The 15,233-nt window shown below is 40.5% G+C and carries 9 protein-coding genes and 3 pseudogenes; 11 read left to right on the plus strand and 1 reads right to left on the minus strand.

What is annotated here, in order from left to right; translation table 11 throughout:
- The first annotated feature begins 87 nt into the window (after positions 1–87).
- The 9 genes and pseudogenes from GVT53_RS00880 to GVT53_RS00915 all read left to right on the plus strand — a co-directional run bounded on the left by GVT53_RS00880 (position 88) and on the right by GVT53_RS00915 (position 9,670).
- Entirely contained in the window at positions 88–1,824 is a 1,737-nt protein-coding gene (locus GVT53_RS00880; RefSeq protein ID WP_081894176.1) for a sulfatase family protein, read from the plus strand.
- A 34-nt stretch (positions 1,825–1,858) separates the two neighbouring features.
- Positions 1,859–2,746 (plus strand): hypothetical protein, encoded by an 888-nt coding sequence (locus tag GVT53_RS00885; protein ID WP_036379423.1) that lies wholly within the window; start codon positions 1,859–1,861, stop codon positions 2,744–2,746.
- Positions 2,747–2,756: 10 nt separating this feature from the next.
- On the plus strand, positions 2,757–3,638 hold the full coding sequence (locus tag GVT53_RS00890) for an alpha/beta hydrolase (protein WP_036379425.1): 882 nt from the start codon (positions 2,757–2,759) through the stop codon (positions 3,636–3,638).
- A gap of 191 nt (positions 3,639–3,829) precedes the next feature.
- Positions 3,830–5,020: pseudogene (locus tag GVT53_RS00895) on the plus strand (IS3 family transposase).
- A 193-nt stretch (positions 5,021–5,213) separates the two neighbouring features.
- Positions 5,214–6,302, plus strand: a complete 1,089-nt coding sequence (locus GVT53_RS00900) for a hypothetical protein (protein ID WP_067034461.1) — start codon at positions 5,214–5,216, stop codon at positions 6,300–6,302.
- A 154-nt stretch (positions 6,303–6,456) separates the two neighbouring features.
- Positions 6,457–6,513: pseudogene (locus GVT53_RS21280) on the plus strand (hypothetical protein); the annotation flags it as partial.
- Positions 6,514–6,561: 48 nt separating this feature from the next.
- A pseudogene (locus tag GVT53_RS00905) lies at positions 6,562–7,212 on the plus strand (IS3 family transposase); the annotation flags it as partial.
- Between the two features lie 316 nt (positions 7,213–7,528).
- Positions 7,529–8,368: a sialate O-acetylesterase gene (locus GVT53_RS00910; RefSeq protein ID WP_166247001.1), complete on the plus strand. Its 840-nt coding sequence runs from the start codon at positions 7,529–7,531 to the stop codon at positions 8,366–8,368.
- 36 nt (positions 8,369–8,404) lie between these two features.
- Positions 8,405–9,670 carry an IS256 family transposase gene (locus GVT53_RS00915; protein WP_166247002.1) on the plus strand — a complete coding sequence of 422 codons (1,266 nt, stop codon included), beginning with the start codon at positions 8,405–8,407 and terminating at the stop codon, positions 9,668–9,670.
- A 138-nt stretch (positions 9,671–9,808) separates the two neighbouring features.
- Here the strand turns inward: GVT53_RS00915 and GVT53_RS00920 are convergent, their stop codons facing one another.
- Positions 9,809–10,402 (minus strand): RNA polymerase sigma factor, encoded by a 594-nt coding sequence (locus GVT53_RS00920; RefSeq protein WP_036379429.1) that lies wholly within the window; start codon positions 10,400–10,402, stop codon positions 9,809–9,811.
- A 125-nt stretch (positions 10,403–10,527) separates the two neighbouring features.
- On the opposite strand from GVT53_RS00920, the gene GVT53_RS00925 reads away from it, so the two are divergent.
- Both GVT53_RS00925 and GVT53_RS00930 read left to right on the plus strand, forming a co-directional pair.
- Complete coding sequence (locus GVT53_RS00925) at positions 10,528–11,679, plus strand: FecR family protein (RefSeq protein WP_036379431.1); 1,152 nt, start codon at positions 10,528–10,530, stop codon at positions 11,677–11,679.
- A 182-nt stretch (positions 11,680–11,861) separates the two neighbouring features.
- On the plus strand, positions 11,862–15,224 hold the full coding sequence (locus GVT53_RS00930) for a SusC/RagA family TonB-linked outer membrane protein (protein WP_163634982.1): 3,363 nt from the start codon (positions 11,862–11,864) through the stop codon (positions 15,222–15,224).
- The last annotated feature ends 9 nt before the right edge of the window (positions 15,225–15,233 follow it).

Here is a 15,233-nt window from a genome sequence, read left to right on the forward strand (position 1 = left end):
TCAAGAAAACAAAAAATGATGTCTATAAAAAAAGGGTTTTCATCTCTTACTAAAAATGGGCGACCAACAAGTTAAAACTCTGCAGACATGAAAAGTCATCTTAAAAAAATAGGTCAAGGAACGACTAGGTTGTTGCTTATGGTTGCCATCTTATTGGTTTTTCTTATGTGTAAGGTGATGTTTTCTCAGCAAAGCCCGAATATAGTTTGGATAGTATGCGAGGATATTTCCCCTTTTTTGGAAGTATATGGCGATTCAATTGCGAAAACCCCTAACATAAATGCTCTGGCTCAAGATGCGGTTGTTTTTACAAAAGCATATACCACGTCCGGGGTATGCGCACCTAGTAGATCATCCATTATTACCGGCATGCATGCAATTTCTATAGGCACACAACACATGCGCACCCTTTCTAACTCAACAATTTTTATGCCGGAAGGCCTGCCAAGCTATTCAGCCGTTTTGCCGGACAATGTAAAGGCTTTTCCTGAATATCTAAGGGCACGGGGCTATTATACGACAAACAACTATAAAGAAGATTATCAGTTTGAAGTGCCGGTTACAGTTTGGGATGACAGTAGCCCAGCGGCTTCTTATGAATATAGGCCTAAAAACGTTCCGTTCTTCAGTGTGTTCAACTTGGCTGTCACACACGAATCAAAGTTGATGGCGTCGCCAGACAGCATTTTTTTCGACCCCAATGACATGAAGTTGCCTCCATATTACGTCGATACCGAAACTGTGCGCAAAGATATGGCAGTTCTCTATACCCGTATCGAACAAATGGATCAGGCTGTGGGCGAGATTGTTGACAAGTTAAAAAAAGATCAAGTCTATGATGACTCTTATGTGATATTTTTTAGCGATCATGGTGGATGCATGCCTTGGACCAAGCGGGAAATTCTTGAAAGGGGGACGCATATACCTTTAATCATTAAATTTCCCAAAAACCGTTTTTCCGGCACCAAAGACGATAGGTTGATCAGTGCAGTGGACTTGGCACCAACAATGCTTTCCATAGCGGGTATCAAGCCTCCCGACCATCTTCAGGGAACCGCTTTTCTGGGGGCATACAAATCTTCGGAAGGAAGAAAGTATGTCTTTGCGGCGAGAGACCGTATGGCAAATAAATATGATAGGGTACGGTCTGTGAGCGACGGTGACTTCAGGTATGTGTACAACTTTATGCCAGAACTCCCCAAATACCAAGACCTGCAATACAGAAAGGGCATACCCACGATGAAAGAAATATTGGAACTCTATAAAGAGGGAAATTTAGATAACCCCTATCTGTTGGACTGGTTTGCCGGAAATAAACCTTCCGAAGAACTCTATCACACGAAAATGGATCCCAATGAGTTGTTAAATATTGCGGAAGAGCCCCAATATGCGGCAAAAAAGAAAGAACTTAAAGAAACTCTTTTTGATTGGATAACAAAAGTGGGCGACCTATCCTCGGTCGGCGAAAAAGAGATGGTATTCAACAATTGGTGGAAAAACACAAAGGAACCTCCTAAAACATCTCCCCCGAAAATAATAGGTAACAAAAATGGGGTTACTATAGAATGTGCTACTAAAGGAGCTTCGATCGGTTATCGCATAGTTGACCAAGGTGACCTCCTTGACGCGAAATCAAGGCGTAGGGCCAAAAGTTGGGATTTTGGTTTTACAATCGACCAAGAAAAGACCATTGAACTTGTTGATGTGCACAAGCCATGGAAGATCTACCTAGGAGAAACCATTAATTTGGAAAAGGGACAGACACTTATCATCAATGCCCATAGAATCGGGTATTTGCCCAATGAAGTGACCTATACATATTAGAATTTTAACAAAAATTATATAAATCAATTTAACTATGAAGAAAATCAATCGCTTATTTTTTGGAACGGCATTTTTGTCATTGCTATTGTTCGCCTCCTGCTCGGACACATCTTTTGAGGAAGAAAACCTGAATGCTTCCAAAAACCTAACCGAGTCGGATAAAGTATCGCTGTTCGGCAACATGTCCGAAGACATTCAATTTGATGGTTACTACGTAGGGGCGGACACCTTACTTTTTGATTATCGGACCACCAGTATTCTGGATGTGCCCCCAGTATACCCAGAAACAATCACAAACGACGAACCCATATGGTTTATCAACGGTGCCGGCAACGATGTGACAAGACAGTTCAAAAGCATGCTTGAAATTGCAGAATTTACAGGTCGCCCCGTTGTTGGCATACACAATGGCACCAAAGGAGGAAAACTGGATGCTCTTGAAATCATCTTGCCCACCAACGAGGTCGTGGAGGCCGCTATTGAAAAGAGTGTGCTCGAAATCATTGATACAGAGACCAGGGTACTTTTGTTGGGACACAGTCAGGGGGCCTTTCACTTGGCCAGATCACTACGTTCGCTGGAAAACCAGCTTTCGAACAGCCAATTGGGCCAACTCATGGTAGAAACATCGGGTGGTGCAGGTATGTGGTTCCCCCGAGGCCCCCAATATGTCCATTATGCCAACGAAGGTGACCCAGCCCCAAAGTTGCACGGAGTGCTCACCCCGGGCGCATTACCTGGAAATAGAAGCGTTATCTTGATTTTTGATGACGAATGGTATGATATCCCACCTGAGATTGACACCCCTTTTACACGAGTACATGCCCAAATCGTTTATTTGCGGAATCGACTGACTTTTGCCGAGGCTCGGACCTATGCCCCTTTGTTCGGCAGCAAAAAGATCAACTTGGATAATCTATAAATAACAAAAAATGAAAAAATCAAGAAGTTCTATTACTTCAATTGCCATAACTCTACTAAGCACGATGTTTTGTTTTGGCCAGGGAAAAGTTTTGGAAGGACAGTCGGTAAAAAGCGCCATTTTGGGCAAAGAGGTTGATTATACCGTTTATTTGCCAACCGGTTATGATGACTCTACAAGAAGCTACCCTGTAATCTATCTTTTGCACGGTTATGGGGGTGATGAAAATGTTTGGGTACAATATGGGCTTATAGACCATTTCATGGATTCTGCCATTGAGAAGGCACAAATCCCTCCTTCAATTGTAATAATGCCTGATGGAGGGCAGTATTTTTACATCAATGATTTCCAAGGCAATTCAAGGTTTGAAGATATGTTCTTTCAAGAATTTATACCAATGGTCGAAAAAACCTATAGGATTAAAAAGACAAAGGAACACCGGGCCGTTGTAGGCAATTCAATGGGTGGCTATGGCGCCTTTTTGTATGGGGTGAAACACCATGATATGTTCGGTACCTGTGTGCCACTCAGTGCGGCAATTATTTCAATGGATGATCCAATGACCAAAAACCCCATGTGGAAAGGACTGGCTAAAAACCTTTATGGGATGGATGTAGATTCTGAAAACCCGGATACTAGCCATTGGGATGCCAACAACCCCATGAAATTGATTAATACAATAGCAAAGGATAACCTGAAATTAAGACTTTACTTTAACATCGGCGATGATGATTTTCTATATACAGGTAATGCCGCGGCCCATGTCTCATTACGAAACATGAAAATAGACCATGAGTTCCGCATCATTGATGGTGGGCATGATTGGACATTTTGGCGGTCCTCTATCCCCGATTTTCTAAAATATATAGGGCTGGGCTTTATGAGACAGTGAACTTAAAACAGGGAGAGAGCCAAGCCCCATGCGGGCAGGCACTATGCGTAATCTTCATTTCCCGTTATATTGGAAAAACAACGCGCCTTGCCCTAGGGGTTTGGTCTCTATTCCCTTTCGCTTTGGACTTACTACATTTGACTGGACATTGAGAAAAGAGCATGTTGACTGTTTGAATTAACTTTGAAAACATGTCAAAACAAAAAAGAGAGTACACAATGGAGTTCAAGCAAAAGGCTGTCGAACTGAGCCATGCAAGGGGCAATGCAGCAGAGGTATGTAGGGAACTTGGGCTGAACCCCTCGGTATTGGGACGCTGGCGCAGGGAGGCCAAAAAAAATGGGGAGAACAGTTTTTTCCCGGAAAGGGGAACCCCAAGCTTACTGATGAACAAAGGGAGATAAACCTAGCTCAAGAAAAAACTGAGGAGCGTGGAGATCGAGCGCGATATCCTAAAAAAGGCAATAGCCATCTTCTCCTAGGGCGACAGGAAAAATATAGGTTCATAAAACACCACAGGTTCAAATTTCCTGTCGGGAAGATGTGCAAAATGTTCAAGATAAGCAAAAGTGGGTATTACAATTGGTTGAACCGGGCCTTCCAGAAGATGGTTGGAGAACGAGGCCCTGACGGTGGCCATACATGGTATTTTCAAGGACAGCTTTGGGAGTTACGGGGCACCAAGGATCCAGGATGAGCTCTTGAAAAGGGGATATGGGGCCTCAAGACCGAGGGAGGCCAGGATAGTGAGGGCCAACAGGCTTTTCGCCAAAAGAAAGAGAAAGTTCAGGGTCACCACGGACAGCAGACACGATTATCCGATAGCGCCCAATATATTGGATCGTGACTTTACGGTACACAGGAAAAACCAGGTATGGGTATCCGACATGACCCGCATAAGGACCGGTGAGGGATGGATGTACCTGACGGTGATCATGGACCCGTTCCAACGAAAGGTCGTTGGAAGGTCGATGGGCAAGACCTTGGGGACTGCCGACACCATAATTCCCGCTTGGAAGATGGCGATAAGGTCGAACAATACCACGGACAGGCTTATTTTCCATTCCGATAGGAACTCACAATATGCCAGTTACGAGTTTGCCGATATCCTTAAAGAGCATAATGGTCCAGTGGTACAATCAATGAGCCGAAAAGGGAACTGCTGGGACAAGGCAGTGGCGGAATCCTTCTTCAAGAGCTTGAAGGTCGAATGGGTGTACCATCAAAACTATAGCTTCAGGTCCGAAGCGGAACTATCGATATTCGAGTGGATAGAGACCTGGTACAATAGAAGCAGGACACGCTCGACATTGGACTATAAAACAATAGAGGAATTTGAAAACGAAATGTATAACCAAAAATCAGAGGCATCAGAGGCATGACTCTTAACTGGTTGTCCATTTTTTTGTTGCAAGCCCAGTTTACACGGCTTATCCACTTGGGCATAGCTGACGAAATTGGCGTTATATGCTTAAGAAAGTTGGAGATATAAGCTAGTTGGGCACAATCTGGAAAACACATAGTTTCTGTAACCTATTAGCAATTTGAATTGTCTAATACTTAAAAGACAACGCAATGTTTAGAATACTTACAAACCTACTTTTAACCATACTGCTTCTTTCTTGTAGCAAAAATTCAGTTACACCTACTGAAATGCCGAAACCTAAATTACTAATTGGACTTTCTCTGCAACAATATAAAAATACAGCTCCCGGTTTAGACGGATATCTTGAAGGACTGGACTATGCGGTTCGAAATGGCATTAATATATTTGGAATGAGCCCTGAATGGAATACATTGGAAACTAATCCTAATTCTTATTCATTACAAGATAATCTGGCAAATCCTCTTAATTTACTCGATCCAGATAAGACCAAATTGAATAGTTATATTCTTGTCTTGAAAATGATAGATACAAATATCAAATCAGTTCCAGATGATTTAGAAAACTTGGATTTCGATGATCCCGATATGATAAATAGATTTTCACTGCTTTTAGATAAAATTTTTTCAGAAGTTCCATCCATCGAAAGAGTTTCCTATATTTTAATAGGAAATGAAATTGATGGATATTTAAGTGCCAATCCAAATCAATTACAAGGATTCAAAGTATTTTATGTATCTGCTATTCAGAAAATACACGCATTAAATCCAAAAGTAAAAGTAGGCACAATTATTACTTTTAACTCAGCTAAAACTAATCCAACCTTGTTTGACACATTTAAATATGTAGGCGATTTTATTTGCTATACCTATTACCCAACAGACGAGCAAAATAGCATTCCTTGGCAAATGCGTCCAACCAACCAAGTTAAAGATGATATTGACTGGATGGTTCAGAATGCAGCGGGTAAACCAATTGCATTTACAGAAATAGGATATACATCTTCAAGTGAAAATTCATCATCTGAAGTACAACAAACAGAATTTGTGCAAGTAATGTTTAGCTCTTTGAAACCATATATAGACAGTAAAAAAGTAGCGTTCGTTTACTATCACGGTATGTATGATTATCCTCAAGGATTCTGCAACCAATATGCCCAGCAACAAGGTGTCGATTCAACTTATTTATGTGGTTTTATGGATAACTTAGGTCTTCACAGTTGGGAAACTGGGCAACCTAAACCAGCTTGGAATACTTTCGTGAGTGAAATAAATGAATAACACTGGGCCCAACAATGATCACCGTTGCGCAAGTCTCGAAAATTTGGAAAACTTAATTGTGGACTTACTACATTTGACTGGACATTGAGAAAAGAGCATGTTGACTGTTTGAATTAACTTTGAAAACATGTCAAAACAAAAAAGAGAGTACACAATGGAGTTCAAGCAAAAGGCTGTCGAACTGAGCCATGCAAGGGGCAATGCAGCAGAGGTATGTAGGGAACTTGGGCTGAACCCCTCGGTATTGGGACGCTGGCGCAGGGAGACCAGGATAGTGAGGGCCAACAGGCTTTTCGCCAAAAGAAAGAGAAAGTTCAGGGTCACCACGGACAGCAGACACGATTATCCGATAGCGCCCAATATATTGGACCGTGACTTTACGGTACACAGGAAAAACCAGGTATGGGTATCCGACATGACCCGCATAAGGACCGGTGAGGGATGGATGTACCTGACGGTGATCATGGACCCGTTCCAACGAAAGGTCGTTGGAAGGTCGATGGGCAAGACCTTGGGGACTGCCGACACCATAATTCCCGCTTGGAAGATGGCGATAAGGTCGAACAATACCACGGACAGGCTTATTTTCCATTCCGATAGGAACTCACAATATGCCAGTTACGAGTTTGCCGATATCCTTAAAGAGCATAATGGTCCAGTGGTACAATCAATGAGCCGAAAAGGGAACTGCTGGGACAAGGCAGTGGCGGAATCCTTCTTCAAGAGCTTGAAGGTCGAATGGGTGTACCATCAAAACTATAGCTTCAGGTCCGAAGCGGAACTATCGATATTCGAGTGGATAGAGACCTGGTACAATAGAAGCAGGACACACTCGACATTGGACTATAAAACAATAGAGGAATTTGAAAACGAAATGTATAACCAAAAATCAGAGGCATCAGAGGCATGACTCTTAACTGGTTGTCCATTTTTTTGTTGCAAGTCCAAGTTCAAATCTGCTTAAGACATACAGGGAGTAATAGAGATTAACAAAATAAAGTAGCATCCTCTTTGAAAACTCTTTCATATATTTCTTTTGGTAACTTCTTCAGAATCAATAAAAAGACGGGCTTCTATCTTAGGAAGGTTGTAGCTTTTCTGATTCTTTATTTGATTACGGTGCATGAAGAAATATTTACTTCATCTTAAATGAAAGATTCTGCTATATTTGTCAGAAATCAAAACAATACATTTATTATGATTACATGTAATAAACAAACTATGCTATGATGGCATTAAGACTATTTATTATTTTGACATTGTTACCAGTTTTGTATGGCTATTCTCAAGATTTAAAGGTTAAGTACGCTGAGAATTTATCCAAAGATGAACAATACTGTGTTATATTGATGGGTGGCCAATCAAATATGGTTGGGAGAGGAAAACAAATTGATTTGGATGAAATGATGTTTTCCAATATTTCTTTTTTCGATTTTGGTCTAAGTCCCGGCTTGATAAACCCAAAAGATAATTTTGGACCAGAAATTGGAATTTCTATGCAATTGAGCAAAAACAATCCGAACAAAAAATTTATTTTGATCAAATATGCAATTGGCGGAGCTTCATTATTGGACTGGGCACCCAACTACAGTAAAGATAAGGCTGAAATAACGGGGAATCCTCAATTCGGTAGCATGTACAATAGGTTGATAAAACTCACAGATAGTCTCACTGAGGGGCTCAATGCAAAAGTCAAAGCTCTAATTTGGATGCAGGGAGAACGTGATGCTCGAATTCCTGAGGCTGGTAAAGATTATTATGGCAACTTTGAAAAATTAATCAATTCGGTTAGAATAGATTATGAAAACCAAGAGATGCCTATAATTTTTGGGAAGATTAATCCACCCAAAGCTTGGTTCCCAGCATTAGACAATGTCGTTGATGCACAAATTCGCATTAGTGAAGAAATACCAAATACTTACTTCATTGATACGGATAGTCTCGAAAAACTGAACGATGACATTCATTATTCTTCAAACGGACAAATTAATTTAGGCATTAAATTTGGAGAAAAAATATCAGAGTTATTGAAAAATTTGAGAGGGTGTAAACTGAACTCTGTCTGAAATAAATTTAAGTGCTAATTTTATTCAGACAGAATCATGAGAAAAGAAGAACAGACAGAATTCGAGAAAAAGGTACTTGACCAGTTTATGTCCGGCAAGAATCTTTTCGGCAAAGGAGGCGCATTCGCCCCAATGCTGAAGAATGTTATTGAAAAGGCCCTTGAGGCAGAGATGGAAGGTCATCTGGACGAGTCTCAACGTAACCAAGGTAACAAGCGCAATGGCAAGGGTAAGAAGACGATCAAAAGCGGCTTTGGCACTTTTGATATCGATACGCCACAGGACAGGCAAAGCAGCTTTGAGCCCGAACTGGTAAAAAAGCGGCAAACTATTCTGGCCGACAATCTATCGGACAAGATCATTGGCCTTTACGGCCTTGGGATGAGTTACCGAGACATTTCCTCCCATATCAAAGAAATGTACGATACCGATATCTCCCATACCGTTCTGAGCCAAATAACCGATAAGATCATACCTGACGTGAAAGCCTGGCAGAACCGCCCATTAGAGCCGCTCTATTGTATCGTGTGGCTCGATGCGATGCATTACAAGGTCAAAGAGGATGGTAGGATAACCCATAAGGCCCTTTACAATATTCTGGGCATCAACAAGGAAGGTCGCAAAGAAATATTGGGCATGTACATTTCCGAGAGCGAAGGAGCCAATTTTTGGTTGCAAGTACTTACAGACCTGAACAACCGTGGACTTAAAGATATCCTGATCGCCTGTACGGACAACCTCAGAGGCTTTACCGATGCGATATTGAGCGTATTCCCGAAAGCACAGGTGCAGCTCTGCATCGTACATCAAATACGCAACTCGCTGAAGTACATTGCCTCTAAGGATCAAAAAGAGTTCATGCGAGACCTAAAACTTGTTTATCGTGCCACCAGCAAGGAAGTTGCGGAGGATGCCCTTATCGATTTGGAAGAGAAATGGGGCGACAAATACCCCGTGGTCATCGAAAGCTGGCAGCGTAATTGGGAGCAGCTATCACAGTACTTCCAATATACGGAACCCATCAGAAAAATAATCTATACCACCAATGCAGTAGAAGGGTTCCACCGTCAGGTGCGTAAGGTCACCAAAACCAAAGGGGCGTTCACCAATGACATGGCCCTGCTCAAACTGGTATACCTGGCCACAAAGAACATCGAAAAAAAATGGACCAGCCCTTTGCACAATTGGAGCCTAACGGTTCAACAACTTTATATTAAATTTGGGGAGAGGATACCCTTGATATTAAACACCAATTCCTTTGGGGCTAGCCCCAAAGGAATTGAATCAAAGGACAGAGTTTAATTTACAGACCCAAATTAGAATATGCAAACAAGTCATAAATTTTGTTGTCACTCAATTGATATTCATTGTACTTTTCTGTTATTCTGTTCAAACTTTGAAAGTGTTTCTTTCTTTGAACCTAATCAACTTAGGGTATTTTTAGTTCAACGGCAATTTTAAACGTTTTCCCAATATGAGAACAAGAATCCCAGAATATTTTTCTCCAAGGTTTTTTCGAAGTATACCAAATGCTTTGGTAATCTGTGCTTCCACAGTTTTTACCGATATATTGAGATGGTTCGATATTTCTAAATTTGTCAGACCTTCTCTTCGGCTCAAATTAAAAACCTCTTGACATTTCGGGGGTAATTTCTCAATTTCTCTGATTACTAATACGATTAATTTTTCCAGCCTACTATAGTCCTCCGTTCTGGCAGCCTTTTCAAGGTTTTCGTAATATTTCTGTTCCAACAACAAGTTGGACTGCCGTTTTTTGTATTGGTTTATAAATTCATTGTGGATAGATCGGAATAGATAATTCTGCAGAGAGGTCGTAACATTCAATTTCCGTCTTTTCTCCCATGTACGCAAGAATACATTTTGTAATATATCCTCGGCCATTGCATGGTCGTTGGCCAACGTAAGTGAATATCCGAATAGCCTTCTACTATATCTATCTACTAAACAGATGTAGGCATCCTCGGTTCCTGCCTTCAAGCCTTCGATTAGCAGTCTCTCATCTGAATACTTCATAAAAAATCAAAGAATTTATTTCCTTTAATAAAGGATGTGAAATATTACAAATATGAAAAAAATATTGATATTAAGTTAGGGTTTTATCAAATGGATTTGTCTTCATTACATAAATGTGAATTGTTGTGGTAAGTTCCAAGATTGAAAATCATATTGTTAAATACCTCCTCAACGAGTCAACATCAGGAGAATTGGATCAACTGTCTCAATGGATTATGGAGCCTAAAAATCAAAAAAAATTTCAAAAATATATACAATCCCATTATAAAATTACTATTTCCTTGAACAAACCTGATGTCGAAAAAATAAAGAAGAACCTTTTAAGTGAGATTAAAAAGGATAAAACAAGATTAATGAAACAAACGGCCAGGAAACTTATGGCATATGCATCCGTGGGCATACTGTTATTAGGTCTTGGATATAATATTCTAAAAGATCATCTAGATAGGAGTGGACATCAGGAACCCCTAAATATAGGACAATCAGTGATCATTGAAACTAGTAACGGGGATGTTCAACCATTATCGGAGGAAGGAAGTAAAATAATCCGTAGTAAAGATGGTAAGGTACTTGGTAAGCAAAATGGTGCACAGCTGGTCTATTTACATACGCATAATTTAAAATCATTATCCTACAATACTATCCGTGTTCCCTACGGCAAGCGGTTTAATGTGGTTCTTTCAGACGGTACCCGTGTTTATTTGAATTCAGGCACTTCTTTAAAATATCCTGTCGAATTTTTAAAGGGGCAAGATAGACAGGTGTTCCTATCTGGGGAGGCCTACTTTGATGTCGCCGAAGATTCCGCCCGCCCCTTTAAAGTTCATGCCGATGAAATTGAGCTGGTTGTATTGGGTACTATGTTCAATATATCTTATTATCCAGAGAATCCCGAAATCCAAACAGTTCTTGTAGAAGGGTCAGTTGAAATCAAGAACCGTAAAATGATAGACTATCAGTCAATTAAGCTCAAACCAGGGAAAATGGGTAAATGGAACAAGAAAACCCAAAAAATGTCTATCGAAAGTGTAGATACCTATATTCATACGGCATGGATGCAGGATAAATTGATCTTCAGGTTTGCCACTTTCAAGAGTATTAGACATGCTTTGGAGAGAAAGTATAACGTAACCATTAAAAATCTGAACGGTGATTTAGACCAACAGCGTTTTGATGCCTCTTTTGATATAGAATCTATTGATGAAGTGTTGCAATCATTCAGTAGGAGCTATGATATGGATTACAAAATTGTAAACAACGAAATAATTATTGAATAATCCAAAAAAAAGACGTTATGCAAAACAATAAATAGCCTCTTCAAATAAAAAACCGAAAAATGTGCCAGCATTTTCCGGTTCGGTAAAAAGATTTATAAAAATTAAATAACTAACTCGAAATTATGAAAAAATTCATAGAACCAAACAATTTGCGTAAGCATATTTCGCTATCAAAGTTGAAAATGAAACTAACCATACTTTTCTTAATTCTTACCCTATTCCAAATCAATGCGAATTCTTATTCACAGAACAAAAAGATTTCCTTGAATATGCAAAATGTCACTATTGCCGATGTGATTCAGGAAATAGAGGCTATATCTGATTTTAAGTTCTTATTGAACCGACGAGATGTGGACCTTGATCGCAAGGTTTCAATTGAGGCAATAAAAGAACCCTTGCCATCGGTTTTAACAAAATTGTTTGAAGGTGAAGGGTTGGGTTTTAAAGTGTTTAAGAAACAAATAATCCTACATGGGGTAGCAAATAAGTTGGAATCAACACCCAAAATGCCATTACCTATGAAGACAAGTATTCTTCTGTTCCAGGAATTGGTTTCTGGATCGGTCAAAGATGGTAATGGACAACCATTGCCGGGTGCTAGCATTGTAGAAAAGGGTACCGCGAATGGAACGCAATCTGACTTTGATGGTAATTTTTCGTTGGAGGTCACCAATGAAAATGCCACCTTGGTGATTTCTTATATAGGGTTTGCAAAAAAAGAAATCGAGGTAAATGGAAGAACCAGTTTCGATATCATATTAGAGGAGAGTGCCGCAGGCCTTGATGAAGTGGTTGTTGTCGGCTATGGTACCCAACGTAAGAGTGATTTTACCGGTGCCTTGAGTTCTTTGAAGAGTGATGACCTTAATCCCGGTACCAATGTGTCCGTTGATCAGTTGCTGGTGGGCAGAGCAGCAGGAGTACAGATAAGCCAGACAAGTGCGGAACCTGGAGGAGGAATTTCCATTAGGGTGCGAGGTGCAAGTTCTATATCAGCTGGCAATGAGCCATTGTACGTCATCGATGGTTTTCCAATCGACAATTCACAAGGGCTTTCTGGATCTGACCCCAATACGGGTATGGGCACCAACGTAAACCCTAGGAACCCCTTAAATACCTTGAACCCCCAAGATGTAGAATCTATTGAAATTCTAAAAGACGCATCAGCAACAGCAATCTATGGGTCTAGGGGCGCCAATGGAGTTGTCTTGATTACAACCAAAAAGGGGTCAGCACAAAGACTGACCGTAAATTATGATGAATCGGTAGGGTTTCAGCAAGTTCACAATAGAATAAATCTTCTCTCTGCATCAGAATATATTGATGTTATCAACGGTATTGCTGTAGACAATGGCAATGAGCCTGTGTTCACCCAAGTAGACATCCAACAAATAGGTGCCGGTACTGATTGGCAGGACCAAATTTTCAGAACAGCCATTATACAAAATAGAAATTTATCAATTTCAGGAGGAAGTGAAAATTCCAAGTTTTTTGTCTCTTTAAACCAATACAATCAAGATGGGGTGGTCAAAAATACCGGTATTAAAAAATATATCGGCCGAGTAAATTACGAGAGCACACTTGGCAACAAGGTCAGAATGGGCCTCAATCTTAATACAAGCCATATCAAGGACAAAAATAGTGTTGATGGCGTTGGATTCAATTACAGTTCGGGGCCCATTTTTTCAGCACTTTCATATGACCCCACTGAACAGGTATTTGATGAGAATGGCAATTTCAGCGAATCTTCCCAATTGACCGTGAACAACCCTTTGAGCTTAGTTGAGGGTGTGTTGAGCGAAAACCTCACAAACCGCACACTCGGGAATATATACTTTCAGTATGAAATCAGTAATTTATTGAATGCCAAACTAAGTTTTGGGTCAGATAGGTCGAACTCCCGAAGAGATGTTTATAACTCTACTTTGACCGTGAACGGAAGGGCACAGGGCGGGGTTGCCAATGTCTCGACATTAGAACGCAACAGCAACCTCGTTGAATTTACCATGAATTATAATAAGAAGTTTGGTTCTGAAAGTAATTTGAGCGTTTTGGCCGGTGCTACCTATCAAGATTTCAGTGTGAGGGAATTTTCGGGAACCATTGGAGGTTTTCCTGATGATATAATAGAAACCAACAATCTATCATTGGGGGACACTGGAAATGACAACCTAAGAAGCCTGAAAGAAGAAAATGTGCTAACCTCGTACCTAGCAAGATTTAACTATAATCTTATGGATCGCTATCTCTTTACGGCAACGGTTCGAACTGACGGTTCTTCTCGTTTTGGAGAGAATAACAAATTCGGTTATTTTCCTTCGGCAGCTTTTGGTTGGAAACTTTCAAATGAAGTCTTTGTACCTGATTTTTTTGAGGAACTGAAACTTAGGGCGAGTTGGGGTCAGACGGGCAATCAAGAAATAGGCAACTACAGTTCCTTACTTACTTTCAGCAGTAGTACAAACGCCGTTTTTGATAATCAACCTATTACCACCACAAGACCTTCAAGGATTTCAAATCCCGATTTGAAGTGGGAGACTACAGAACAGCTCAATATTGGTTTGGATATGTCTATACTAAAAGGAAGGCTACGTACCTCGGTAGACTTTTTTGTCAAAAACACAAGAGATTTACTCTTTGACTTGCCTTTACCTTCGGCATCCGGCTTTAATTCTATCTTATCGAATGTCGGAAAAATACAGAACAAAGGTTTCGAGGCATTGATCAACAGCATAAATGTATCTTCACCCGACTTTATGTGGACTACCGCAGTAAATTTTTCTATGATCAAAAATGAAGTATCCGATTTGGGCAGAATAGATGAGATTCCCACGGGAAACATAGCTGATATTGGAAACAATGCCATAATCAGGAGAGGTGAGCCGTTGGCATCCTATTTCGGCTATGAGGTAACGGGCATTTTTCAAGAAGGCGATGACATTGCCAATTCGCCGCAACCTACAGCACAACCTGGATTTCCAATCTTTAGAGATGCTGATCAAGATGGCACAATCGACCCCGATGACCAAATCATTTTAGGGGATCCATTTCCTGATTTTACATATGGGATAAACAACAGTTTCAGTTATAAGGGCTTGACCCTGGATATTTTCATACAAGGTCAAGAGGGGGTTGAGCTCTTAAATGTCAATGCCATTCAAAGCCTCTATCCTGGTACGTTTAGGTTGAACAGATATGCACATCAATACTTGGATAGATGGACTCCCCAAAACACAAACACTATATGGCCTTCGGGTACCAATCCTTCATCATACGGTGGAGGAAGGGTCAATTCACTGGTTGTCGAAGACGCGTCCTATATAAGGTTAAAAAGCATAAACATCAGCTATCAAGTACCTGTTGACAACATAAAGTTCTTGTCTTCTTTAAAGCTCTATTTGACAGGACAAAACTTGTTGACCATAACAGATTATTCAGGTTTCGATCCAGAGGCCAATTCCTTTGGAAGAAATAACACCAAGGTTGACTATAGCAGCTACCCCTTGGCAAGCAGCTGGATTTTGGGTGTAAACATTGGATTATAAAATTAAATT

This window comes from Flagellimonas oceani (assembly GCF_011068285.1).
Lineage (GTDB): Bacteria > Bacteroidota > Bacteroidia > Flavobacteriales > Flavobacteriaceae > Flagellimonas > Flagellimonas oceani.

What these genes read in the sequence shown, in the direction of transcription:
- GVT53_RS00880 (WP_081894176.1), top strand. Translation starts at nt 88, where the DNA reads ATGAAAAGTCATCTTAAAAAAATAGGTCAAGGAACGACTAGGTTGTTG.
- GVT53_RS00885 (WP_036379423.1), top strand. Translation starts at nt 1,859, where the DNA reads ATGAAGAAAATCAATCGCTTATTTTTTGGAACGGCATTTTTGTCATTG.
- GVT53_RS00890 (WP_036379425.1), top strand. Translation starts at nt 2,757, where the DNA reads ATGAAAAAATCAAGAAGTTCTATTACTTCAATTGCCATAACTCTACTA.
- GVT53_RS00900 (WP_067034461.1), top strand. Translation starts at nt 5,214, where the DNA reads ATGTTTAGAATACTTACAAACCTACTTTTAACCATACTGCTTCTTTCT.
- GVT53_RS00910 (WP_166247001.1), top strand. Translation starts at nt 7,529, where the DNA reads ATGATGGCATTAAGACTATTTATTATTTTGACATTGTTACCAGTTTTG.
- GVT53_RS00915 (WP_166247002.1), top strand. Translation starts at nt 8,405, where the DNA reads ATGAGAAAAGAAGAACAGACAGAATTCGAGAAAAAGGTACTTGACCAG.
- GVT53_RS00920 (WP_036379429.1), bottom strand. Translation starts at nt 10,402, where the DNA reads ATGAAGTATTCAGATGAGAGACTGCTAATCGAAGGCTTGAAGGCAGGA.
- GVT53_RS00930 (WP_163634982.1), top strand. Translation starts at nt 11,862, where the DNA reads ATGAAACTAACCATACTTTTCTTAATTCTTACCCTATTCCAAATCAAT.